We start from the raw sequence: 22,864 nt of genomic DNA on the forward strand, positions 1-22,864 counted from the left end.
GGATAATACGGCGCCCGGCAATAAGAAACGGGATCGAATCGAACCGGAAGGCATTTGACGGATGCGCATTCTCTGCACCAATGACGACGGCATTCACGCTCCCGGTCTGAAGGTCGTCGAGGAAATCGCCCGTGCACTGTCCGACGATGTCTGGATCGTGGCGCCCGAACTCGATCAATCCGGCGTTTCGCATTCGCTGTCGCTGAACGATCCGCTGCGGCTGCGCGAAGTCGGCCCGCGCCATTTTGCGGTGCGCGGCACGCCGACCGATTGCGTCATCATGGGCGCGCGCCACATCCTCGGCGAGAAGCTGCCGGATCTCGTGCTGTCGGGCGTCAACAAGGGCCGCAACGTTGCCGAGGACGTGGTCTATTCCGGTACCATCGCCGGTGCGCTGGAAGGCACCATTCTGGGCATTCCGTCATTCGCGCTGAGCCAGGAATTTTCCATCGAAACGCGGACCGCGCCGCTGTGGGACACGGCGGTGAAATTCGGGCCGGATATCGTGCGCAAGGTGATCGACGCCGGCGTGCCCAAGAACACCGTGATCAACGTCAACTTTCCGGCGTGCACCCCCGACCAGGTCGAGGGCATCCGGGTCACGCGGCAGGGCAAGCGCAATCTCGGTTTCCTGAAAGTCGACAAGCGCCATGACGGTCGCGGCAATCCCTATTTCTGGATCGGCTTCGAACGCGCCGCGATGCTGGACACGCCGGCCGAAGGCACCGATCTCGCCGCGCTTGCCGCACGCTACGTCTCAGTGACGCCGCTGCGGCTCGACCGCACCGATGAAGCGTTTTCGGAAGCACTGACGACGACGCTGAAGTGATGAACGGTAGCCCGGATGGAGCGAAGCGCAATCCGGGAACGATCTCAAAGGCCGGTAACTGAATCCCGGATTGCGCTTCGCTCCATCCGGGCTACGCGCGGTCGGATGTGAAAACTAAGCCGCAGCGCTCTTCAGTGCGCTGTTGATCATCTGCGCCAGCGTTTCCAGTTGAAACGGTTTTTGCAGGGCTGGGCGATCGCGATATTCCTCGGGCAGGCCCGAGGAGCCGTAGCCGGTCGCGAAAATGAAGGGGCGGTTGCGTGCCTTGATCAGTTCGGCCACCGGCGTGATCACCTTGCCGTTGACGTTGACGTCGAGGATGGCGAGATCGAACTCGGTCGATTGGGCGAGCTTGACGGCTTCGCTGATTTCACCGGCCTCGGCGGCGACGCTGTAGCCGAGCTCTTCGAGCATGTCGGCGACCATCATCCGGATCATGACCTCGTCTTCGACGAGAAACACTGAACAGCCCTGCGGCCGCGTCGCTATCATGATGGATTCCTTGCCCTTCCCGAGCTCAAGGTTCGCAAATAACACCAGTCGGCGCAACGACAAGATGGGATAGACCAAGGCCTGCGGCCCGCCCGTCGAGAGCCCGGATTTTCCGGGCTCTAACGCTGTTCCCGGACCGTGGTTCCGCGATCGGAACCCATTTTTGAGGAAATTCTTCCTTAAAACTCTGCCGGCTATTGCATCCAATCTCTGCCGAAGCACTAGATGAATGGCCAGCCGTGACCCTTGAGTCGCTAATGTCGCAAGAACCGCCCGAAAAGATGATGTTCCAGCTCTCCCTGCGGCGGCGGGGGATCAGCGACCAGACCATCCTGCGCACCATGGAAGAGGTGCCGCGCGAGATGTTCGTGACCGCGGCCGATCGCGGCCATGCCTATCGCGACAGCGCGCTCGGCATCGCCTGCGGGCAAACCATCAGCCAGCCCTTCGTGGTCGCCTACATGACCGAGCAATTGCAGCTGCAAAAGCAACACAAGGTGCTCGAGATCGGTACCGGCTCCGGTTACCAAGCCGCGATCCTGTCCCGGCTTTGCAAGCACGTCCTGACCATGGAGCGGTACCGGACGCTGGCCGACAGCGCGCGCGCCCGGCTGGAAAAGCTGGGCTACGACAATATCGAGGTCCTGCTTGGCGACGGCTTCGATATCCCGCCAGGTGCCGGGGATTTCGACCGCATCATCGTGACCGCGGCGATGGAGCAAATTCCCGAACAGCTGCTGGCGCGGCTGGAGCCGGGCGGCATCCTGCTCGCGCCGGTGGGGCCGCATCAGGGCGTCCAGACGCTGGTGCGCGTCACCAGGACCGAGGCCGGCTTCGATCGCAAGGCGCTGGTCGACGTGCGCTTCGTGCCGGCACTGCCGGGAATTGCCCGCGAACTGTAGAAGCACGGGATTGGCGGTTGCCGCCAACATCTTATTTGAAGGGTTAAGCGGTTATTTACTCGGGACGTGTTTACTCAAAAGAGTATTTTGTTGCGTACAAGTGAGTAACCATGTCCCGTGTCGCCGAGTTACTTCGCTCGCGTCGCATGCCGCAGATTGCGGTGCTGACGCTGATGTCGGTTGGCTTTGCCGGCTGCAGCGCCGATATGCAGACGCGCTTGTCCCAGAACACTTTATCAAACCCGTTCAACTATCAGCCGGACGCGACCGGTACGGTGCAGCAGGCGCCGGCGCCCCAGGTCGAGCGTCGCGAGCTGCCGCAATATGCGCGGCCGCAAGCCCAGCCTCCGCAGTATCAGTCGCAATACCAGTCGTCGGCCTTGCCGCCACCGCCGCCGGTGGTCACGGCGCCGCGGTCCTATCCGGCCGCAGGCAACGGCGTGTCGGGAGGAGGCCGCGGGCTTTCGTCCTATACCCCGCCGGGCCAACCCAAGCTTGAGACCACCGCCACCGTTGCGCCGCGCTCGGTTGCCGCTGCGCCCGCGCATGGCGGCACCACGATCATCGTCGGTACCAGCGACACGCTCGATATCCTGGCCAAGCGCTACAACGTTTCGTCGGCCGCGATCCTGCAGGCCAATGGTTACAAGGGACCGCGCGCGCTATCGCCCGGCCAGCAACTGATCATCCCGCGCCAGACCGTTGCCGCTGCGCCCGCACCGGCAGTCGCGCCGCCGGCCAGCAAGCCGGTCGCGGCCGTGGCTGGGCCGTCGAGCGTGCACGTCGTCAATCGCGGCGACACGCTAATGAGCATTGCACGCCGCAACAACCTCCCGGTGGCGGATCTCGCCAAGGCCAACAACCTCGACACATCGGCCAAGCTCAGCCTCGGCATGAAGCTGACCGTGCCGGGCGCCAAGACCGCCGCCGCACCTGCGGCTCAGCCTGTCGCGCCCGTACAGCAGGTCGCCGCCGTCGCAGCGCCTGCGGCCAAGCCGGGTACGCCCGCCGCACAGCCGCAAAGCGCGCGCCTGGCGCAGGCGACAACCAATGTCGAGGAAAAGTCGGTCGTCTCGGAAGCGCCGGCCGTGAAGCCGAGCGAAGCCACTGGCGCGCTGCCGACCTTCCGCTGGCCGGTGCGCGGCAAGGTCATCACGACCTACGGCGCCAAGACCAACGGCAAGGCCAATGACGGCATCAATCTGGCGGTGCCGGAAGGCACCCCCGTGAAGGCCGCCGAAGACGGCGTCGTCGCTTACTCGGGCAATGAATTGAAGGGTTACGGCAATCTCATTCTGGTTCGGCACTCCAACGGTTACGTCACCGCATATGCCCATGCGAGTGAGCTGATGGTGAAGCGCGGAGACACGATCAAGCGCGGCCAGATTATTGCCAAGTCGGGCCAATCGGGTGAGGTGGGGTCGCCGCAACTCCACTTCGAGATCCGCAAAGGATCTTCACCGGTTGACCCGCTTCAATTCCTGAACGGGGCGTGAGGCGTTAGACGCCTCACCAAGCTTCCACAAACCGAGCTCTCGTCGCCCGCCTTGTGCGCAATTGCGCACTGGAGCGGGCGATCCAGTATTCCAGAGACGTGTGATTGAGCCGAGAGGCCGCGGCGTACTGGGTCCCCCGCTTTCGCGGAGGACGACAGTCGTGTGCTGTTTGCGCGTAACGAACTACTTCCCCGTCAGCCGCACACCCAGCCGTCCCGCCAGCTCCTGCGTGAACTGCCAGGCGACGCGCCCCGAGCGCGAGCCGCGTGTCGTCGACCATTCCAGCGCTTCGCGCTCCAGTTCCTCGTCGGCAAGCTTGATGCCGTAATGGCCGCAATAGCCGCGGACCATCGCCAAATATTCGTCCTGGCTGCAGCGATGGAAGCCGAGCCACAGACCGAAGCGGTCCGACAGCGAGACTTTTTCCTCGACCGCTTCGCCGGGATTGATCGCGGTCGAGCGTTCGTTCTCGATCATCTCGCGCGCCAGCAGATGCCGCCGGTTCGAGGTGGCGTAGAGGATCACATTGTCCGGGCGTCCCTCGATGCCGCCTTCCAGCACCGCCTTCAGCGATTTGTAGGAGGCGTCGTTGCCGTCGAAGGAGAGGTCGTCGCAGAAGACGATGAAACGGAAGGAAGAGCTGCGCACCCGGTCCATCAAGCCCGGCAGGCTCTCGATATCCTCGCGATGGATCTCGATCAGCTTGAGTCTGTCGGCCGGCTTGCGCTTGAGGTTGATGTCGGCATGCGCGGCCTTGACCAGCGACGACTTGCCCATGCCGCGCGCGCCCCACAGCAGCGCGTTGTTGGCGGGCAGGCCGTCGGCGAACCGCTCGGTATTCTCGATCAGGATGTCGCGCATCCGGTCGATGCCCTTGAGCAACCCGAGGTCGACCCGGCTGACGCGGGCGACCGGTGCCAGCCGCCCGTCCGGGTGCCAGACGAAGGCGTCCGCAGCCCCGAACGACTCAGGTCCCGAGTTGGCCGGGGAGGCCGCGGAAAGGTGGTTCGCGATAGCCTCCAGCGCGTCCGCGATGCGTTCGGCGGTGGCGTCGTTCGAGGGGGCTGCCGGACGTTTTGTCGCGGTTTTTGCGGGCTTCCGCCGGCCTGCTTTGGAGGTGGCGCGAGCCGCTGTTTTCTTGGACTTTTTCGACATTTTCCCTGTTCCTGACCGCGCAGCCATAACGGGCCTTGGAAGCTCCCGCAAGCGGCCTAAATGAGGGGGCTGGCAGCGTTGCAATTGGGACGGCCGCCGCTATAGTCCGCGCGAATTTGCCCGGACCGGCCAGACGCTTGCGTCGCCGGTCGTTTCCCGTCTCACGAGGATTGTTCGAATGCTGATTACCCCTGCGTACGCCCAGGCTGCAGCCGGTGGCGATGCCAACAGCATGTTGATGTCGCTGCTGCCGTTCGCACTGATCTTCGTCATCATGTACTTCCTGATTCTGCGCCCGCAGCAGAAGAAGATCAGGGACCATGCCGAACTGGTGAAAAACATCCGCCGCGGCGACACCGTCGTGACCTCCGGCGGCCTGGTCGGCAAGGTGACCAAGGTCGTTGACGACGACCAGATCGAGTTCGAGATCTCCGACGGCGTTCGCGTGCGCCAGATGCGGCAGATGATTTCAGGCGTCCGCGCCAAGGGCGAGCCGGCCAAGGAAAAGGCCGAAACCGCCAAGGACGAGACGTCCGCGAGCTGATTTGCGCTCTGCATACTCCTGATCTGACGGGTCGACTCGATGTTGTATTTCACGCGGTGGAAGGCGCTGGCGATCATTCTGACCGCCCTGGTGGTATGCCTGTGCGCCGTTCCGAATTTCTTCCCCGAGGCGCAGGTCAAAACCTGGCCGAAATGGGCGCAGCGCCACGTCGTGCTCGGCCTCGATTTGCAGGGCGGCTCGTCGCTGCTGCTGGAAGTCGACTCCAACTACGTCAAGAAGGAAAAGCTCGACCAGGTGCGCGACGACGTCCGCCGTGTGCTGCGTGAGGCCAAGATCCAATATACCGGCCTCAGTGCCCGTGCCGATGTCGTCGAAGTGCGCATCACCAAAGACACCGACGCGCCGACGGCGCTGACCAAACTGCGCGAACTGTCGCAACCGCTTGGCGGCTTGCTGGGGTCGAGCGGCCAGCGTGGCCTTGAGGTTACTGACGGTGGCGGTGGGGTGATCCGGCTGACCGTCCCTCCGGCCGCGGTCACCGAGCGCATCCGCCAGTCGGTCGAACAATCGATCCAGATCGTCGAGCGCCGCGTCAATGAACTCGGAACGGTGGAACCCTTGATCCAGCGTCAGGGCATCGACCGCATCCTGGTGCAGGTGCCGGGCCTGCAAGATCCGACCCGGCTGAAGGACATCCTTGGCAAGACCGCCAAGATGGAATTCCGGATGGTCGATCTGACGGTGCCGCCGGACCAGGCGCAACGGGGGAGCGTGCCGCCGGACTCGGAGCTGCTGCCCAGCGCCGACCCGCAGTATCCGCAGCCCTATGTGATCAAGAAGCAGGTGCTGGTCTCGGGCGGCGACCTGATCGACGCCCAGCCGGGCTTCGACCAGCGCACCAACCAGCCGATCGTTTCATTCAAGTTCAACAGCTCCGGATCACGGAAGTTCGCGGCGGCAACGACAGAACACGTCAAGGAACCGTTCGCGATCGTGCTGGACGGCAAGGTGATCTCGGCGCCGGTGATCCAGGAACCGATCACTGGCGGCTCCGGCCAGATATCCGGTAACTTTACGGTGCAGGCCGCCAACGATCTGGCGATTCTGCTCCGCGCCGGCGCGCTGCCTGCGCCGCTGACCATCATCGAGGAACGCACCGTCGGTCCGGGCCTCGGTCAGGATTCAATCGAGAAGGGCGAACTCGCAGCCTATGTCGGCTCGATCCTGGTCATCGTGTTCATGCTGGTGACGTACCGCCTGTTTGGCGTGTTCGCCAATATCGCGGTCGCCATCAACGTCGCCATGATCTTCGGCATCCTGTCGCTGCTGAACGCCACGCTGACGTTGCCGGGCATCGCCGGCATCGTGCTCACGGTCGGTATCGCCGTCGACTCCAACGTCTTGATCTACGAGCGCATCCGCGAAGAGTTGCGCAACGGCCGCACCGCGATTTCGGCGATCGACGCCGGCTTCAGGCGCGCTCTGTCGACCATTCTCGACTCCAACATCACGACCTTCATCGCCGCCGCGGTGCTGTTCTACATCGGCACCGGGCCGGTGCGCGGCTTTGCCGTGACACTCGGCATCGGCATCATCACCACCGTGTTCACCGCATTTACCCTGACCAGCCTGATCGTCGCCGGCTGGGTACGATGGAAGCGGCCGAAGACCGTGCCAATCTGAAGCATGATCCCGAAAAGTGGACACCGGTTTTCGGAGCAGATCATGCTTCTAAACAGAAATAGAGCGACGAACATGATCCAGCTGCGCTGGATCATGCTCGCGCTGACAATGCGGAGCCAGCTTTGACACAATACGTCCTTATCGGGCTGGGCATTCTGATTGCCGTGCTGACCGTGGTCGCCATATTGGATCTGCTGCCGCCGCTGCGGATCGTGCCTGACGATACGCATTTCGATTTCACGCGCTTTCGCCGCATCAGCTTTCCGATCTCGGCGGCGCTTTCGATCGTGGCGATCATCCTGTTCTTCACCCATGGCCTGAATTTCGGCATCGACTTCAAGGGCGGAACGCTGCTGGAGGTGCAGTCCAAGTCGGGCTCGGCCGACATCGCCACGATGCGTGCGACCTTGAGCAATCTCGGCCTCGGCGAGGTTCAGCTTCAGCAGTTTGGTGGCCCGGCCGACGTCCTGATCCGGGTTGCCGAGCAGCCCGGCGGCGACAAGGCGCAGCAGGATGCGGTGACGAAGGTCCGCAGCGCCCTCGGCGACAGTGTGGAGTATCGCCGCGTCGAAGTGGTGGGGCCTCGCGTTTCCGGCGAATTGCTGGCTTACGGCATGCTCGGCCTGATGCTCGCGATCTTCGCGATCCTGATCTACCTCTGGTTCCGGTTCGAATGGCAGTTCGCGCTCGGCGCCATGATCGCCAACGTCCACGACATCGTGCTGACGATCGGCTTCATGTCGATTTCACAGGTCGATTTCGACCTGACCAGTATCGCGGCGCTTTTGACGATTCTCGGCTACTCCCTGAACGACACCGTCGTGATCTATGACCGGATCCGGGAAATGCTGCGGCGTTACAAGAAAATGCCGATGCCGCAACTGCTCAACGAATCCATCAATTCGACACTGTCGCGCTCGATCATCACCCACGTCACGGTGACGCTGGCCCTGCTGGCGCTGCTGCTGTTTGGCGGGCACGCGATCCACAGCTTCACGGCGGTCATGATGTTCGGCGTCGTGCTGGTCGGCACCTACACCTCGATCTTCATCGCGGCGCCGATCCTGATCTATCTCGGCGTCGGCGAGCACCGCGACGCGCCGGATACACCCAAAAAGAAGTAAGCGGGCATGATCCCGAAAAGTGGAAGCCGGTTTTCGGACAAGATCATGCCCACTCAAAACACTGGCTCCTCGGACGTTCCGCATTTTCCGAGGTCGGCGCCGATCGAGGCCTACGGCAAGGGCGGTTTTGCGTTTGCCGACATGTCGCATCGCGGCTCGCTGTTGTGCCTGCCGGATGGCATCTGGGCCTGGGATGTCACGAAGCCCAGCGAAATTGATGAGTACTCGCTGGCGCGCGTCTTCAAGTCAGCCAATGCGATCGATACCCTGGTCGTTGGCACCGGCACGGACGTCTGGATCCCGCCCAAACATTTGCGCGAGGCGCTGCGCGCGGTGCGGGTGGTGCTGGACCCGATGCAGACCGGGCCGGCAATCCGTACCTACAACATCATGATGGGTGAGCGCCGGCGCGTCGCCGCGGCGTTGATCGCGGTGCCATGAGCGCAAGCGAGGCATCAGGGGATTCCGCCGGCTTCTGCGCCGATCTGGTGCGCACCCATGATTTCGTCCGATACGCATCGACGTTGTTCATGCCGGCGGCCCAGCGCCGCGCGCTGCTCGCGATCTACGCCTTCAATGCCGAGATATCACGGGTGCGCGAGCAGGTCAGCCAGCCGCTGCCCGGCGAGATGCGGCTGCAATGGTGGACCGACATGCTGGCCGGCGCGGGCCATGGCGGCATCGAAGGCAACCCGGTCGCGGCCGAACTGCTGCAGGTGATCCGCGACTACCGCCTGCCGGTCGATCCGCTGTCCCGCCTGATCGACGAGCACCAGTTCGATCTCTACAACGACCCGATGCCGTCGATGGCGGCACTCGAAGGCTACATCAACGATACGTCGTCGGCGCTGTTTTCGCTGGCCGGGCTCGTCGTGTCACGGCCTTCGGAAGCGGTCGACCACCTCGCGCGACACGCCGGTTTCGCCCAGGGCCTGGTGCAGGTGGTCGAGAAGTTGCCGTGGGATGCGGCGCGGCGCCAGCTGTTCGTGCCGCTGCAATTGCTGCAGCAACACGGCAGCGGCATGGAAGAAGTCTATTCGGGCAAGCAAACGCCGCAGGCGCGCGCGGCGATCGACCAGCTGATCGGCGAGGCGCGGGAGCATCTGAACACCGCCTTCGAACTGCTCGCCGGCCTGCCGCCGGAGGTGAGGCCGGTATTCCTGCCGCTGGCATTGGTCCGCCGCGACCTGAAGCGGATGTCGCGGGCCGATTCCGATCCGTTCGTACCTCGGCCGCCGTCGCGGCTACGGACGCTCTGGACGCTGTGGCGCGCGTCGCGCTCGGCGGAGTTCGGCGGTTAGGAGTTTGCTCGTGTAGAGGCGCCCGACGGCGAGTCCATATCCGCCGCTTCAAAATTGAACCGGTCCCGCAAGTTCTTGCGGCTCTCCAGGATGTCCTTCAGGAACGCGCGGTCGGTGTCGTTCTTCATCATCGGCTCGATCAGGTCGAGCTGGTTCATCGCGACGAGCTGCAGGATTTCGGTGCGCGGCTTGCCGGCGGCATCGCGCGGCAATGCGTGCACGACCTGGATATGCTCCGGCGGTTTGACGCCCTTGGCGGAGGAAAGCTCGCTGCGCAGCTGCTTTTCCAGCGCAACCTGATCTGCCTCGACGAACGCATAGAGCCCGACGCCGGTGCGGCGGTCAGCAAAGGCGACGATGGCCGCCTCGCGCACGTCGGGGTTCTTTCGGATCATCTCGATCAGGACGGGCGCGTCATTGACCAGACGCCGGCCGCCGCCCTCGCGATCGGTGAAATTGAACAGGCCGCGGGTGATGGCCTGATAGACCTTCTTGCCGGTCATCAGCCAGACGCTGGCGACGACGGATTTGCGCGCCAGGATCTTGCGCTCCATCGGCGTCAGCGCTGCAGGCGCGTAGCTGCGCTTGTGCTTCAGAAGATGCCGCAGATCCTCATAGGCCGCGATGCGAAACAGCCGGCTGCGGCTCTTGAAGCAGGCGGCCAGCTGGAAATCGGTGAGATAGGCCTGCCCGTCGCTGCCGCGCAGCCAGTTCTGCTCCTTGGCGAGATCGTTGTGGCAGATGCCGGCGCGATGCAGCTTTCGGAGCGCCAGCTTGGCCGAGCGGAAATAGCCGATATCGCCATGGGGCTTTGCCATTTGCAGGGCGACGCCATCGATGAAGCCACGCACCAGCGCCTGCCGGCCGGCCCACAGCAGTTTTGGACCGACATGGAGGTCGCGCGCCAGCGCCAATGCGCGGCGCTCGCGGGCAAACAAATGGCGGGCTAGGAGATAGGACCAGACCGGTACCTGATCGAGCCGGCGCAACACCGCATCGACCTCGCCAGCGTCGCTTTTGAAGCGCCCGCGTTCGACGGTCGAAAACACGTCGCGCTTCAGCAGCACGCCTTCGGTCCATCGCGCCGACAGAATCGCGGCGTCTTCCTTTGGCAAAGGCATGATCTTACGCCGCCGCCGCGACGCGCAAATGATCGGCGATCCAGCGGTCGAGATCGGCAAGCGCCCGCGCGCCCATCGCTTGCTTCTTGGCGACCGTCTTCTCGTTGCCGCGCAGCCGTGTGCCGTCCGGCTTTTTGGTCGGCGGACTGGCCAGCGGCGGGAACAGGCCAAAATTGATGTTCATCGGCTGAAACGACCGCGGACCGGCGTCGACGGTCTCAATGTGCCCGCCGGTGATGTGGCCGAGCAGGGATCCCAGCGCTGTCGTTGCCGGCGGCGGCGCCAGCGACTGCGCGCGTGCGTCGGCCGCGGCGTAGAGCCCGGCGATCAATCCGATGCTGGCGGATTCGACATAGCCCTCGCAGCCGGTCATCTGGCCGGCGAAGCGCAGCCGCGGCTGCGCCCGCAGACGCAATTGGCCGTCCAGCAGCTTTGGTGAGTTCAGGAAGGTGTTGCGATGCAGCCCACCGAGGCGGGCGAACTCGGCCCTCTCGAGGCCCGGAATGGTGCGGAACACACGCTGCTGGGCGCCGTGCTTCAGCTTGGTCTGGAAGCCGACGATGTTGTAGAGCGTGCCGAGCTTGTTGTCCTGGCGCAGCTGTACGATGGCGTAAGCCTTCACGGTCGGGTTATGCGGATTGGTGAGGCCGACCGGTTTCATCGGTCCGTGGCGCAACGTCTCGTGGCCGCGTTCAGCTATTACTTCGACCGGCAGGCAGCCGTCGAAATAGGGCGTGTTGGTCTCCCAGTCCTTGAAGTCGACCTTCTCGCCGGCCAACAGCTCAGCGACAAACGCGTCGTACTGCTCCTTGGTCATCGGACAGTTGATGTAGTCGGCACCGGTGCCGCCGGGCCCGACCTTGTCGTAGCGCGACTGGAACCAGGCCACCGACATGTCGATGGAATCCTTGTGCACGATCGGCGCGATGGCGTCGAAAAACGCCAGCGCGTTCTCGTCGGTCAGTTCGCGAATAGCGTCCGCCAGCGGCGCCGAGGTGAGGGGGCCGGTCGCCACGATCACGTTGCCCCAGTCGGCCGGCGGCAGGCCGGCGATTTCCGTGCGGTCGATCTCGATCAAAGGATGCTCGTGCAGCGCACGGGTGACGGCGGCCGAAAATCCGTCGCGATCAACCGCGAGCGCACCGCCGGCGGGCACCTGGTTGGCGTCGGCTGAACGCATGATCAGCGAGCCCAGCCGGCGCATTTCGGCGTGCAGCAGGCCCACCGCATTGTTGGCGGCATCGTCGGAGCGGAATGAATTGGAGCAGACGAGTTCGGCAAGCCCTTCGGTCTGATGGGCCTCCGTCATCCGTACCGGGCGCATCTCGTGCAGGACCACGGGGATGCCGGCATTGGCGATCTGCCAGGCGGCTTCCGAGCCGGCGAGGCCACCGCCGATCACATGGACGGTGTTAGTTGGATTCTTGGCTGCGGTCATGCGCGCAGGGTTAGCGCGTTTTCTCGCCAAGTGCACCTGCGGCAACGGCGTTTTTAGAACAGGAATCCAGACTCAGATACGACAACGCCCGCAGCGAGGCGGGCGTTATCCGTTCGTCAGGCGGCTGACAAAGGATCAGCCGTTGTAGGTCCCGGCTGCAACGCGCGGAATGTCCGAACGATCAAGGCCAATATCGGCCAGTTCGCGATCGCTAAGCTGGGACAGTTCGCTGACATTGCGCTGATAGTCCCGGAACGCCTGGATCATGCGGATGAGCGAGAGTAACATGGTAGTCTCCTTGAAATTACGATTCAGCCCTTGGAGGAAAGCCTCATCGTTGAAATGAATATAGCCGGTATTTTGCAGTGCAGAAGTTCCGATGTTGCGTTGCAGCTAAGCTAGAAACGCATGGCTTGGGTAAGGTTTGATTAACCCTTCGGCACCGGTGCCCGACCGATCGGCCATAGGCCGGTTCCGATCTCAATGCATATGAATTATATGCGATAGATCATATAGTTGATGAAATTTCGGTGGTCACTATTACAACCTCAAAAGGTGATGCTCCGGCATCAGAAATCAAGGGTTGGCCGTCCTGCACAAATTTGGGCCGTCTCCATACTTCGTATGCGTGATTCGCATGCAGTTCTCGGCTTAATAATGAATATAAAATCACTCTATGGTGGTGGAGCGTGCGACTTAGGCGCAAGCGCGACTGTGGCGCGAGCCCGGTGCTGGAGGCATTAGCCCAGCAGCCGGGACCCGCCGACACTGTGCTGCGGCTGGCGACCGCTGATGACTTCCGCAACTCGTGGTGACGACAGTTCTCTTGGCGTGTCGCTGGACGAAGACTGTGCGAACACCGCTCCCGATTTGAACGCAACGTCACACCGCATGCGTTGATCATCGCTATCGGCGCACGATGGAGAGACACGGTGTCGCCAGCGCGGCAAAAAACGTCACGCAGCGGATCAGCGCCGGCAGCACGGGCACGACGACCGCCGGCCGCGCGCTTTGGGCGAGGCGACGTGCCGCTGGGAGGGGTGGAGCGGAATTGCGGGGCGAAAGGACGTGCATGGTTGGGTTCCCCTGGTTGATGATTTGCGTATATGTGGGAAAATTTCACACGTCAATAACCAACCGCAAAAAAGTGGGATTGTGTCCCACGCCGGGCGCGGCTACAATTTCGCCATGAGTGCCAACGCTTCGCCGCCCAAGCCGGCTTCGCATCAACCGATCGCCGCGGACCGTCTGCAGGCGCCGCTGGCGCGCCTGTTGCGTCCGCTGGTGAGGTTGTGCATCCGCGGCGGCATGACGTTTCCCGCGCTGGCGCAGCTGCTGCGCGAACTCTTCGTCAATGTCGCCGAGCATGACTTCGCGCTTGACGGCAAGGAGCAGACCGACAGCCGGGTCAGCCTGCTGACCGGGATCCATCGCAAGGAAGTGGCCCGGCTGCGCGGCGCCGGAACGCCCGTCAACGAAACGCCGGCCACGCTGTCGCGTACCAGCGCGATCATCGCCCGCTGGATGGCCGCGCCCGAATTCACCGACAAGGCCGGCGACCCCTTGCCATTGCCGCGCACCGCTGATGGCGACGCGCCGTCGTTCGAGGCGCTCGTCGAGTCGGTCACCAAGGATGTCCGGCCGCGCGCGGTGCTGGACGAATGGCTCGACCGACAACTTGTCAGCATCAACGCGAATGAAGAGATCGTGCTGGTCGATACCGCCTTCGTTCCGCGCGGCGACGACGATCGCAAATGGCACTATCTCGGCCGCAATTTGCACGACCACGTCGCGGCGGCGGCGGACAACGTGTCGGCGGTCACGCCGCGCTTTCTCGAGCGCGCGGTGCATTACGACGGCCTGTCACCCAAATTGGCCAAGCGCCTCGAAGCACGTTCGCGCGAACTTGCGATGGATGCGCTGAAGACCGCCAACCGCGAAGCCAACCGCGCGGTCGCCAAGGACAAGGGCGGCGGCGCCAGGTGGAATTTCGGCGTCTATATCTACCACGAGGCGCCGGACGGCGATGACGCCAAAGAAGGCGGCCAATCATGAGCAAACCGCCGATCGTCACCCGTCGGTCGCTGCTGGCGGGGTTTTGGCTTGCGGGCGTGTCCTCGGCCTGGGCACAGGTCCGGGGCGGCCGCAGCGGCGACGATCAGGGTATCGGCGGCACCGGCGCCCCGAGAATCGGTGACGATCACGGTATCGGTGGTACCGGCATTGTCGGCGTCATCCAGCGTTTCGGCAGCATCTTCGTCAACGGCGAACGCATCGGCTATGCGCCTGACGTGCCGGTGCGGATCAACGGCGAGGCGGCGTCGGTCAAGGCGCTGCGGATTGGACACGTCGCGCGCGTCGTGGCGATGCGTCAGGCCAATGGCGCGCTGACCACCCGTGGTATCTCGGCCGTCAGCGAAGTGATCGGACCGATCCAATCCGTCGGGGCAGGCGAGATGTCGGTGCTGGGCCAGCGGGTGACGTTCACCGGGCGCGAAACCTGGCGGCCCGGTACTTACGTCGCGGTGTCCGGGCTCCGCCGAACCGACGGCGTCATCGTCGCCAGCCTCGTCGAGAAGCGCCGCGACAACGCCACGCGAGTCACAGGATTGCTGGAACGCGATCGCGACGGGGTGCGAATCGGTGGCCTGCGTCTCGCCGGCGCCGATCCGGCGCTGATCGGTCAGCGCGTTCACGCCGACGGGCAGTTTGCGCAAGGCGTGATGCAGGTCGCGCATGTGAGACGGGACGATTTTTCCGATCTGTCGGGTGCCAGCCGCTTGTCAATCGAGGGCTATGTGCGGCGGGTAGGTGATCAGCTGCAATTCGGATCGGGCTATGTCGCGCGCGATGTGTCGCGCTTCCAGCCTGCCGGCGACGCACGCGTGGTCGTGAACGCCGTGCTCGACAGTTCGCGCGGCCTGCGGGTCGAATCCGTTCAATCCGTCAGCCACTTCCCGGGCGCGTCGATCGGAAATCCGGCTGGTCCCGCCAGAGCTCCGAGCTCAGCGCCCGGTCAGGGCGGCACGCACGTTCCCGGCGGTTCTCCTCAAGGGCCAGGCGGAGCTCCAGGCCCGGGTCGCGCGAGCGATCCCGGTGGGTCTATGTCACCCGGCGGCAGCCCCGGATTCCCGGGCGGCCCATCTGGGCCGGGGGGATTCGGCGGACCTGGCGGTGGTGGAGGTGGTCCCGGTGGCGGTGGAATGGGCGGTGGCGGTCGACGGTAGTCGTCGCTGCGGTGTTTTGATACGGCTGGCCGTATTCCAACCTATCTTTGCATGGGGTTGTTTTCGAGATTTTGTGTCTAGCCTGAGCTGAGCCGCACGCCGGCGCGCAAAAACTTCTGCGGATCGACTGCATCGCCGTCGATCCGTGTTTCGTAATGCAGATGCGGACCGGTCGAGCGGCCGGTTGAGCCTACCGCACCGATCACCTGTCCGATCTTGACGACGTCGCCGACCCTGACGTGGATCTCCGACAAATGGCCGTAGCGGGTCGATAGCCCATTGCCGTGGTCGATCTCGACCATGCGGCCGTAGCCGCCCATCCATCCGGATGAAGCCACTTTGCCGTTCGCGGTTGCGCGCACGGGATCGCCGGTTGCGGCGCGGAAATCCAAACCGGTATGCATCGCCGGCCGACCGAGGAAGGGATCGCTGCGAACGCCGAAGCCGGAGGTGAACTCGACTTCGCCGACGACGGGTTTGCGATAGGGCACGAGGGCCAGCGTCCGATTCAGCCGCTCGACCTGGGCACGGGTGGCGTTGATCCGGTTGAGCTGGCGTTCGAACGGGCCGGCATCGGCCCCAAGCTTCACCGGAACGAATGGGCCGCCGACGCCCGAACGGGGCGTCGCGGCTTCGAGCTGCGCCATGTCGAGACCGAGATCGGTGAACACGCCGCGCATCCGGCGGACGCGCGATTCCATGCTGTCTTCGACCGAGCTCAGCGCCGCCATCTGGCGCCGCTCGACCTGGTCGAGCGAGGTCTGCAGGCGGACCAGGACGTTGTCGACGCCCTGAACCTTGGCGTACTGGTTGGCTTGCTGCTTGACCACGACCGGTGCGCGCGACTCCAGACGGGCTTCACGATCCGGCGGCGCCACAAAGATCACGGTGTCGCTGATCGGGCTGGGCTTCGGTGTCCCGGAAGCGGGGGTTTCGGCGGCGGCGCCGCGTGCCGGCGGCCGGATCGATCCGGTGGCCGTGTTGTCGGGAATGGAGCCCAAAGCGGTGGCGCGGGATTCCAGCGCAGTCTGGCGCTTCATGATCTGGTCGAGCTTCTGGTCGAACTGTTCCTGGTCGAGCAATTGGCGGCTGGTAGTGCGATCGACCTTGGCGCGCAGTTCGGCGATGCGGTCTTCATAGGCGTATTGCATCTCGGCCTGGCGGGCGATCAGCCGGGTCAGGACGTCGTCGCGAAAGGCGAAATAAGTGGCGGTCGCCGCCGACCACATCCCGAGCACGACGACCGTGCCGACGACGATCCAGAACACCACGGGCCCGAACCGCACCTGCTTGCCGGCATGGACAATGGCGTAGCCATCATTAGCCGGGGGGAGTGCCGCGGCCTGCGCCGCGGGACGTCGCGCCCGGCTGTCATGGGGATGATGGTGCTGGTGGTACTCGGAATGATGACCGGAACGGTACGACATCGACACTCCCGCGCCGGTCGGACAGGGGTTCCGTACGGCTCAATTTGCGAGGCCGATTTGACTCACTCATGGTTAATTTTTGGGAAATGGAACCTGGAAAACTATAATCCTTGCGCTGCTGCCAATACCTCATCGGCGTGGCCATCGACCCGCACGTTACGCCAGATTTTGGCGATCTTGCCGTCCTTGCCGATCAGAACGGTCGTGCGAAGAATCCCAAGGAAGGTCCTGCCATACATGGATTTTTCGCCCCAGGCGCCATAGGCCTCCAGCATCTCGTGTTTTTCATCCGAAATTAGAGGAATCGACAGCTGGTGCTTGTCGCGAAAGGACTCCTGGGCCCTTACGGTGTCGGCGGAGATGCCGAGTACCGCCGTTCCGCTTTCGGCAAACGCGTCCTTCAGGCGGGTGAAATCGATCGCCTCCCTGGTGCAGCCGGGGGTGTCGGCGCGGGGGTAGAAGAACAGCACCAGGTTCCGCCCGGCGTAATCGGCCAGCGACACGCTGTCACCGCCGTCCCGGGGCAGCCGGAAGCTGGGCGCTTTGGCGCCTTCAACCCGACCCGAGACCACGCCTGGTTTGCTGTCCGGCTTCGCGGCCACCTCGGGAATCGGCGTCAAATCCGGCTTCGGTGCCGTCAATGGCTTGGATTTTAACGATTTCGACGCCGGCTTGTGGGATTCTTTGGTCAAAGCGCTTTTGGCCGCTTTGCCTGATTTTGTTGCGACCGCCTTGCCGGCCTTGGCCGCGGGCGTTTTGACTGGAGTTTTCGAGCCACTGCGGGCTGCCTTCGCCGGGATCGTTTTTTTGGCGGATTTCTTGGCAGGCGTCTTCGCGGATGACTTGGCAGGTGTCTTTACGGGTGTCTTTGCGGATCCCTTGGAGGATTTCTTGCGCGTTTTCTTGGACATACGCCTTCCTTTCGTCGCTTTCGGCGGATCAACCAATAGGGTATTGCGGGTCTTGTCCCGGCCTATCGGATTCGCTCCGGCTGCTGGGCAAGTTTGATGACCTCGGAGTATGGTTACAAGGAATTCGACGCACCACCCGTCCGCTCGTTGACGGCCCGTTTGATTAAGTCGGCGATTGAGTCCTTGGGCTGGGCTACGAGTAACAGTATTAATCGAGGATTGGCAGCGATGCCGGCACGGGAGCGCTCGATACAGATCGATGGGCGCGCCTGCGGCGACGATCAACCTCAGCGCCAGCACCGAGAGGCAATGGCTAGGAATAGTTCGCCCCAAAGTCCTGGGCTCCAAGGTTCTGGGCTCAAAGGTTCTGGACCCCAGGGTTCGGGACGCCAAGGGTCGAATCCGCGTGCTGACGCCCAAATCTCGCAATGGGATGACGAGGCCGGCTGGGATACCGACCAGGACGAGGCGGCGCGCCACCGCGCACGGCGGCTATTGTCCCGTTCCAATTCCCGTTTTCACTGGCTCAGCGACAATTTTTCCGCGCTGAACCGATGGGTCACCGGCGAACGTTGGGTCAAGCGCCTATCGGTCGTGATCGCGGTGCTGGCCGTGATCTTTGCCAGCTGTTTCGGCGGGCTTTGGTGGCGGCTCGGCGCCGGCCCGATCAATCTCGACCTGGCGACGCCCTGGCTTGCGAAGGCGATCGAGGAAAATATCGGGCACGGCAATACGGTCGAGGTCGGTGGCACGCAAATCGAGCGCGCCGGCAAAATTAGAATCGCGGTGCGTATCCGCGACATCGTGGTCAGGGACCGCGACCAGGCGATTGTCGCAAGCGCCCCGAAAGCCGAGGTGAGATTATCCGGCACCGCGCTGTTGATGGGGCGGCTTCGCGCCGAGAGCCTCAATCTGGTCGATGCCGAACTCGCGGTACGGATCACACCGGATGGCCAGGTGACGGTATCCGCCGGTGACACGGCCAAACCGTTGGCGACCGGCGTAGCCTCGAAGCGCGACGCGGGTCTTGCGCCCACGTTCCCGCGGCCGGCACCGCCCCCTGGCACGCCGGCGCCCGAGACGGCACAGAACGGATTGCTGGCCGGCCTCGATTGGCTCGACAGCCTGAGCCTGACCGGTCTCGACGGGCAAAATCTCAACGAGATCGGCTTGAAGAACGGCAATCTGGTCGTCGACGACCAGCAGCGCGGCAACAAATGGACGTTCGACAATATCAGCATGAGCCTTCGCCGGCCGAGCGCCGGTGGCGTGGCGCTGAGCGTTGGCGAGGAGGGCGCCCGACCATGGTCGCTGCGGGCGGTGATCGGGCCGCCGACCAACGGCGTGCGCTCGGTCGATCTGCGTGCCGACAAGGTACCGACGGCCAATATCCTGCTGGCGATGCGGGTCAAGGATCTCACCTACAGCGCAAACCTGCCGCTGTCGGGCGAACTGAAAGGCGAACTCGGCCGCGATGGCCTGCCGACCTATTTCCGCGGCAAGCTGACCGCCGGTGCCGGCCACATCATCGACAGCGATACGCCCGATTATCCGATGGCGATCGATGCGGCGGAAATGAACGTCGAATGGGATTCCGCGCGGCGCGTGCTGGTCGCCCCGTTCAAGATCGTTTCCGGTGCCAACCGCGTCACGCTGCTCGGCCATCTTGAGCCGCCGAATGGAACCACGACCGAATGGCAGGCCGGGTTGAGCGGCGGCACCATCGTGCTGGCCGGCAATGAGGGCGAACAGCCGCTGATCTTCAATCGTATCGCGATCGGCATGCGCTTCGACACCGACAGGAAGCGCTTTCTGCTGACGCAGGCAGATATCAGCAATGGCGAGATCGGCGTCGCCGGAACCGGCAGCGTCGATTATTCCGGCGAGGCGCGGCTCCAGCTTGGCTTTGCCGGTACGCCAATGTCGGCCTCCGCGCTCAAGCGGATGTGGCCGGTCCTGATCGTGCCGGAAGTGCGCGAATGGGTGATCGAGCGGATCGAACGCGGCACGCTCCAGCGCATCGAGGTCGGCGTCAATTCGCCGGTGCGAAATTTGTCGCGCAAAGGCCCGCCGATTCCCGACGACGGCCTGGCGGTCAATATCACGGCGACGGGCGTGACGGTGCGCCCTGTCGATGACATGCCGGTCGTGCGCGACGCCGACCTGAAGGCGCGGGTGACGGGCCGCACCGCCACCGTCAACATCGGCCAGGGCATCGCCGATACGCCGGCCGGTCGCAAGGTCACCATTTCGGATTTCGTCTTCGAGGTGCCGGACATGGCGCCGAAGCCATCGCCGGCAAAGGTCAAATTCCGCATCGACGCCACCATCCCGGCAGCGGCCGAGATTCTGGCGTCCGATCGGCTCAGCGACGTATCCGCCACCTTCGTCGATCCGAACGCGAGCAAGGGAAATGTGACGGCCACCGTCATGCTGGGCATGCCAGTCAAGGGCGTGCTGACAAAGGCCGATACCACTTATTCCGTAACCGCCGATCTCGGCGGGGTTTCCATCGACAAGCTGGTGATGAACCAGAAGCTGGAGGCCAACACGCTGAAGGTCGTTGCCAACAATAACGGCTATCAGGTCAGGGGCGACGTCAAGATCAACGGCCAGGCGGCGTCGCTGGATTATCGCAAGCCGAACGAAGGCGACGCCGACATCAAACTGTCGGCGACACTGGATGACGCCAGCCGCGCGCGGCTTGGGCTCGATCTTGGTCCGGCCGTCAGCGGCGCGATCCCGATCAAACTGATCGGCAAGATCGGTGAAAACGACAGCCGCGTCGGTATCGAGGCCGATCTCACCGCGCTCCGGCTCGACAACATCCTGCCGGGTTGGGTCAAGGTACCGGGCAGGTCCGGCAAGGCGACCTTCAGCGTCGTCAAAAAGGAGCAGTCGACGCTGTTCCAGGACATCGTCGTCGACGGTGGCGGCGTCTCGATCAAGGGCTCGCTGGAAGTCGACGCGAATGGCGAGCTGATGACCGCGAACTTCCCGACCTACTCGCCGTCGGAGGGCGACAAGACCTCGCTGAAAGCCGAACGCAACGCCGATGGCGTCGTGAAGGTGACGATGCGCGGCGACGTGTTCGACGGCCGCGGCTTCCTCAAATCGGCGATCTCGGGCAAGGAAGCCGACGCCAAGAAGACCAAGAACATCGACCTGGATATCGACGTCAAGCTCGGCGCGGTCGCCGGCCACAATGGCGAGGCGCTGCGCAGCGTCGATGCCAAGATGTCCCGGCGCAATGGCGTCATCAAGACGTTTGCAATGACCGGCAAGGTCGGGCGCGATACGCCGGTGACCGCCGATTTGCGCGGTCGCGTGCAGGGACAGGGGCGTGACCTGATCATTCTGCAGACCAATGACGCCGGAGCGTTCCTCCGCTTCACTGATACCAACTCGAAGGTCTTCGGCGGTCAGCTCTCGCTCGCGATGGAGCCGCCGACGGTCGAACCATCAGCCAAAGATGGCCTGATCAACATCCGCGACTTCTCCGTCAAAGGCGTCCCTGAACTGGAGCGCGCGGCGGCGGGCGCACCGACAGGCGTGCAGAACGGCGTGTCGTTCTCGGCGTTGCGCGCGGAATTCACCCGGCAGAGCGGACATCTCACGATCCGGGACGGCGTCGTGAAGGGCCCGACCATCGGCGCGACCATCGAAGGCACGCTTGATTATATCGGCAACTCCGTACGCATGAGCGGGACCTTCGTTCCGATGTACGGGCTCAACAACATGTTCGGCCAGATTCCCGTGCTCGGCCTGTTCCTCGGCGGCGGCAGCAATGAGGGCCTGATCGGCGTCACCTATGAGGTCGTCGGCACGCCGGCAGCGCCGGTGCTGCGCGTCAATCCGATTTCAGCGATGGCGCCCGGCGTGCTGCGCAAGATCTTCGAATTCAACACCGGCAAGCAGAACAACCCGATCGAATTCCCGCCGACCAATAATTAGCGCGTCAGCTGTTGAGGGATTTTGCCATCAGCGATTGATCTGGCCAATCGGCATCGTCTCGCGCTAGCTTTCAAAAAACCGGGAGGCTGGCGTCATGCAGATCACCAACGTCCGTGCGCATCATATCCGCATTCCCTATGATGCTGGCGTGGCGAGCTTCAAGCAGGGCGCCTCGGCGATATCGGCGCTCGAAATCGTTCTTGTCGAGGTCTCGACCGATGCGGGACTGACCGGCTGGGGTGACGCCTTCAGCTATGTGTGCCCGCGATCCTGTGCCACCGCCATCGATGAAATGATTGCGCCGCAGGCTAGGGGTCTCGAGGCCCCCGACGCCGCCGGCATTTCCGCCTTCATGGATCGTATCCAGCGCAATCTGCATCTGTTCGGCCGCTACGGCATCACGATGTTCGCGATCTCCGCCCTCGATATCGCGTTGTGGGACCTCGCGGCGCGCGCGCAAGGCGTCCCGCTTCACCGCCTGTTGGGTGCGCGCAAGCGGGCGCGGATTCCGGCCTATGCCAGTCTGCTGCGGATCGGAGCACCCGATCTCGTCGCCAGCGAATGCGAGACGGCGCTGCGGCGGGGTTACACCGCCATCAAGCTTCATGAGACGACGTCGCCCGCCGTATTCGCCGCACGGCGCGCGATCGGCGACGGCATTCCGCTGATGGTCGATATGAACTGCCCGATGACGTCGGCGGAAGCCATCGCCTTCGCGCATGAATGCAAAGCGGCCGCGCCGATGTTTCTGGAAGAGCCGGTGTGGCCGCCGGAAGATTTTGCCGCGCTGGCGGAGACCCGCACGAAGGGCGGGCTCGATATCGCCGCTGGCGAGAATGCCTGCACCGTCAATCAATTCCGCCAGATGATGGATGCGGGGGCGGTCAGCTACGCGCAGCCCTCGGTGACCAAGGTCGGCGGCATTACCGAATATCTGAAAGTGGTTGATCTGGCCGACGAAAGGGGCGTCCGGCTCGCGCCGCATTCGCCCTATTTCGGTCCGGGCCTTCTGGCGACGCTGCAATTGCTGTCGCTGCGTGACGACAAGACCTTCGTCGAGTTCTTTTATATGAACCGTGCCGCGTGCCTGTGGCGCGGTGCGATCGATGTCGGCGCCGATGGCGCGGTCGCGGTGCCGGAAGGGCCGGGGCTCGGTTACGAGCCGGACCGCGAGGTCATGGAGCGCTATCGCGTCTAACCTGCGCAACGCCACTGCCCGTGCCGGTCGATCCAGGCAGAACACGTGAAGATGTCGCAGGAACCAAAGGGCCAGCGGCCTATTGGTCTCCTGACACATCA

19 protein-coding genes are annotated in these 22,864 nt (G+C 63.7%); 12 read left to right on the forward strand and 7 right to left on the reverse strand.

Annotation, left to right across the window (positions count from 1 at the left end):
• Positions 1-61 precede the first annotated feature (61 nt).
• On the forward strand, positions 62-829 hold the full coding sequence (gene surE / locus ABIE49_RS38840; protein ID WP_192739509.1) for a 5'/3'-nucleotidase SurE: 768 nt from the start codon (positions 62-64) through the stop codon (positions 827-829).
• 114 nt (positions 830-943) lie between these two features.
• Here the strand turns inward: surE and ABIE49_RS38845 are convergent, their stop codons facing one another.
• A complete protein-coding gene (locus tag ABIE49_RS38845) occupies positions 944-1,321 on the reverse strand; it encodes a response regulator (RefSeq protein WP_192739508.1) in 378 nt (125 codons plus the stop codon).
• A gap of 257 nt (positions 1,322-1,578) precedes the next feature.
• On the opposite strand from ABIE49_RS38845, the gene ABIE49_RS38850 reads away from it, so the two are divergent.
• Together ABIE49_RS38850 and ABIE49_RS38855 are read left to right on the forward strand one after the other, a co-directional pair.
• Entirely contained in the window at positions 1,579-2,223 is a 645-nt protein-coding gene (locus tag ABIE49_RS38850) for a protein-L-isoaspartate(D-aspartate) O-methyltransferase (protein ID WP_502915970.1), read from the forward strand.
• Between the two features lie 110 nt (positions 2,224-2,333).
• Positions 2,334-3,719, forward strand: coding sequence for a peptidoglycan DD-metalloendopeptidase family protein (locus ABIE49_RS38855; protein WP_192739507.1), 1,386 nt, complete (start codon positions 2,334-2,336; stop codon positions 3,717-3,719).
• 183 nt (positions 3,720-3,902) lie between these two features.
• Here the strand turns inward: ABIE49_RS38855 and ABIE49_RS38860 are convergent, their stop codons facing one another.
• On the reverse strand, positions 3,903-4,874 hold the full coding sequence (locus tag ABIE49_RS38860; RefSeq protein WP_192739506.1) for an ATP-binding protein: 972 nt from the start codon (positions 4,872-4,874) through the stop codon (positions 3,903-3,905).
• Between the two features lie 178 nt (positions 4,875-5,052).
• Between ABIE49_RS38860 and yajC the strand changes: the two genes are divergently transcribed.
• From yajC to ABIE49_RS38885, 5 genes are all read left to right on the forward strand, one after another.
• The gene (gene yajC, locus ABIE49_RS38865; RefSeq protein WP_192739505.1) at positions 5,053-5,418 is read left to right on the forward strand and encodes a preprotein translocase subunit YajC; all 366 of its coding nucleotides are present in this window, start codon (positions 5,053-5,055) and stop codon (positions 5,416-5,418) included.
• A gap of 39 nt (positions 5,419-5,457) precedes the next feature.
• A complete protein-coding gene (gene secD, locus ABIE49_RS38870) occupies positions 5,458-7,062 on the forward strand; it encodes a protein translocase subunit SecD (RefSeq protein ID WP_192739504.1) in 1,605 nt (534 codons plus the stop codon).
• Between the two features lie 122 nt (positions 7,063-7,184).
• Positions 7,185-8,186, forward strand: coding sequence for a protein translocase subunit SecF (gene secF, locus ABIE49_RS38875; protein ID WP_192739503.1), 1,002 nt, complete (start codon positions 7,185-7,187; stop codon positions 8,184-8,186).
• 45 nt (positions 8,187-8,231) lie between these two features.
• Positions 8,232-8,627, forward strand: a complete 396-nt coding sequence (locus tag ABIE49_RS38880; protein ID WP_192739502.1) for an Mth938-like domain-containing protein — start codon at positions 8,232-8,234, stop codon at positions 8,625-8,627.
• Positions 8,624-9,487 (forward strand): phytoene/squalene synthase family protein, encoded by an 864-nt coding sequence (locus ABIE49_RS38885; RefSeq protein ID WP_192739501.1) that lies wholly within the window; start codon positions 8,624-8,626, stop codon positions 9,485-9,487. Before ABIE49_RS38880 ends, ABIE49_RS38885 begins: the two co-directional genes overlap by 4 nt.
• On the opposite strand, the gene ABIE49_RS38890 is transcribed toward ABIE49_RS38885, so the two are convergent.
• The 3 genes from ABIE49_RS38890 to ABIE49_RS38900 all read right to left on the reverse strand — a co-directional run bounded on the left by ABIE49_RS38890 (position 9,484) and on the right by ABIE49_RS38900 (position 12,334).
• Entirely contained in the window at positions 9,484-10,608 is a 1,125-nt protein-coding gene (locus tag ABIE49_RS38890; protein WP_192739500.1) for an AMP-binding enzyme, read from the reverse strand. The two genes, ABIE49_RS38885 and ABIE49_RS38890, sit on opposite strands and share 4 nt — an antisense overlap.
• 4 nt (positions 10,609-10,612) lie before the next feature.
• Entirely contained in the window at positions 10,613-12,046 is a 1,434-nt protein-coding gene (trmFO, locus tag ABIE49_RS38895) for a methylenetetrahydrofolate--tRNA-(uracil(54)-C(5))-methyltransferase (FADH(2)-oxidizing) TrmFO (RefSeq protein ID WP_192739499.1), read from the reverse strand.
• Positions 12,047-12,181: 135 nt separating this feature from the next.
• Entirely contained in the window at positions 12,182-12,334 is a 153-nt protein-coding gene (locus ABIE49_RS38900; RefSeq protein WP_016846063.1) for a DUF1127 domain-containing protein, read from the reverse strand.
• Positions 12,335-13,234: 900 nt separating this feature from the next.
• On the opposite strand from ABIE49_RS38900, the gene ABIE49_RS38905 reads away from it, so the two are divergent.
• A complete protein-coding gene (locus ABIE49_RS38905) occupies positions 13,235-14,101 on the forward strand; it encodes a DUF6502 family protein (RefSeq protein WP_192739498.1) in 867 nt (288 codons plus the stop codon).
• Complete coding sequence (locus ABIE49_RS38910) at positions 14,098-15,273, forward strand: DUF5666 domain-containing protein (protein WP_192739497.1); 1,176 nt, start codon at positions 14,098-14,100, stop codon at positions 15,271-15,273. Before ABIE49_RS38905 ends, ABIE49_RS38910 begins: the two co-directional genes overlap by 4 nt.
• 77 nt (positions 15,274-15,350) lie before the next feature.
• On the opposite strand, the gene ABIE49_RS38915 is transcribed toward ABIE49_RS38910, so the two are convergent.
• Entirely contained in the window at positions 15,351-16,700 is a 1,350-nt protein-coding gene (locus tag ABIE49_RS38915; protein WP_192739496.1) for a M23 family metallopeptidase, read from the reverse strand.
• A gap of 101 nt (positions 16,701-16,801) precedes the next feature.
• A complete protein-coding gene (locus tag ABIE49_RS38920; protein ID WP_192739585.1) occupies positions 16,802-17,611 on the reverse strand; it encodes a redoxin domain-containing protein in 810 nt (269 codons plus the stop codon).
• A gap of 228 nt (positions 17,612-17,839) precedes the next feature.
• On the opposite strand from ABIE49_RS38920, the gene ABIE49_RS38925 reads away from it, so the two are divergent.
• Together ABIE49_RS38925 and ABIE49_RS38930 are read left to right on the forward strand one after the other, a co-directional pair.
• On the forward strand, positions 17,840-21,565 hold the full coding sequence (locus ABIE49_RS38925) for a YhdP family protein (protein WP_192739495.1): 3,726 nt from the start codon (positions 17,840-17,842) through the stop codon (positions 21,563-21,565).
• 94 nt (positions 21,566-21,659) lie between these two features.
• On the forward strand, positions 21,660-22,763 hold the full coding sequence (locus tag ABIE49_RS38930) for a mandelate racemase/muconate lactonizing enzyme family protein (RefSeq protein WP_192739494.1): 1,104 nt from the start codon (positions 21,660-21,662) through the stop codon (positions 22,761-22,763).
• The last annotated feature ends 101 nt before the right edge of the window (positions 22,764-22,864 follow it).

It is taken from the genome of Bradyrhizobium sp. OAE829, from assembly GCF_040546575.1.
Lineage (GTDB): Bacteria > Pseudomonadota > Alphaproteobacteria > Rhizobiales > Xanthobacteraceae > Bradyrhizobium.

Bases quoted from the DNA above. Each gene is read 5' to 3' on its own strand.
- surE (WP_192739509.1), top strand. From the start codon at position 62: ATGCGCATTCTCTGCACCAATGACGACGGCATTCACGCTCCCGGTCTG.
- ABIE49_RS38845 (WP_192739508.1), bottom strand. From the start codon at position 1,321: ATGATAGCGACGCGGCCGCAGGGCTGTTCAGTGTTTCTCGTCGAAGAC.
- ABIE49_RS38850 (WP_502915970.1), top strand. From the start codon at position 1,579: ATGTCGCAAGAACCGCCCGAAAAGATGATGTTCCAGCTCTCCCTGCGG.
- ABIE49_RS38855 (WP_192739507.1), top strand. From the start codon at position 2,334: ATGTCCCGTGTCGCCGAGTTACTTCGCTCGCGTCGCATGCCGCAGATT.
- ABIE49_RS38860 (WP_192739506.1), bottom strand. From the start codon at position 4,874: ATGTCGAAAAAGTCCAAGAAAACAGCGGCTCGCGCCACCTCCAAAGCA.
- yajC (WP_192739505.1), top strand. From the start codon at position 5,053: ATGCTGATTACCCCTGCGTACGCCCAGGCTGCAGCCGGTGGCGATGCC.
- secD (WP_192739504.1), top strand. From the start codon at position 5,458: ATGTTGTATTTCACGCGGTGGAAGGCGCTGGCGATCATTCTGACCGCC.
- ABIE49_RS38880 (WP_192739502.1), top strand. From the start codon at position 8,232: ATGCCCACTCAAAACACTGGCTCCTCGGACGTTCCGCATTTTCCGAGG.
- ABIE49_RS38885 (WP_192739501.1), top strand. From the start codon at position 8,624: ATGAGCGCAAGCGAGGCATCAGGGGATTCCGCCGGCTTCTGCGCCGAT.
- ABIE49_RS38890 (WP_192739500.1), bottom strand. From the start codon at position 10,608: ATGCCTTTGCCAAAGGAAGACGCCGCGATTCTGTCGGCGCGATGGACC.
- trmFO (WP_192739499.1), bottom strand. From the start codon at position 12,046: ATGACCGCAGCCAAGAATCCAACTAACACCGTCCATGTGATCGGCGGT.
- ABIE49_RS38900 (WP_016846063.1), bottom strand. From the start codon at position 12,334: ATGTTACTCTCGCTCATCCGCATGATCCAGGCGTTCCGGGACTATCAG.
- ABIE49_RS38905 (WP_192739498.1), top strand. From the start codon at position 13,235: ATGAGTGCCAACGCTTCGCCGCCCAAGCCGGCTTCGCATCAACCGATC.
- ABIE49_RS38910 (WP_192739497.1), top strand. From the start codon at position 14,098: ATGAGCAAACCGCCGATCGTCACCCGTCGGTCGCTGCTGGCGGGGTTT.
- ABIE49_RS38915 (WP_192739496.1), bottom strand. From the start codon at position 16,700: ATGTCGTACCGTTCCGGTCATCATTCCGAGTACCACCAGCACCATCAT.
- ABIE49_RS38920 (WP_192739585.1), bottom strand. From the start codon at position 17,611: ATGTCCAAGAAAACGCGCAAGAAATCCTCCAAGGGATCCGCAAAGACA.
- ABIE49_RS38925 (WP_192739495.1), top strand. From the start codon at position 17,840: ATGCCGGCACGGGAGCGCTCGATACAGATCGATGGGCGCGCCTGCGGC.
- ABIE49_RS38930 (WP_192739494.1), top strand. From the start codon at position 21,660: ATGCAGATCACCAACGTCCGTGCGCATCATATCCGCATTCCCTATGAT.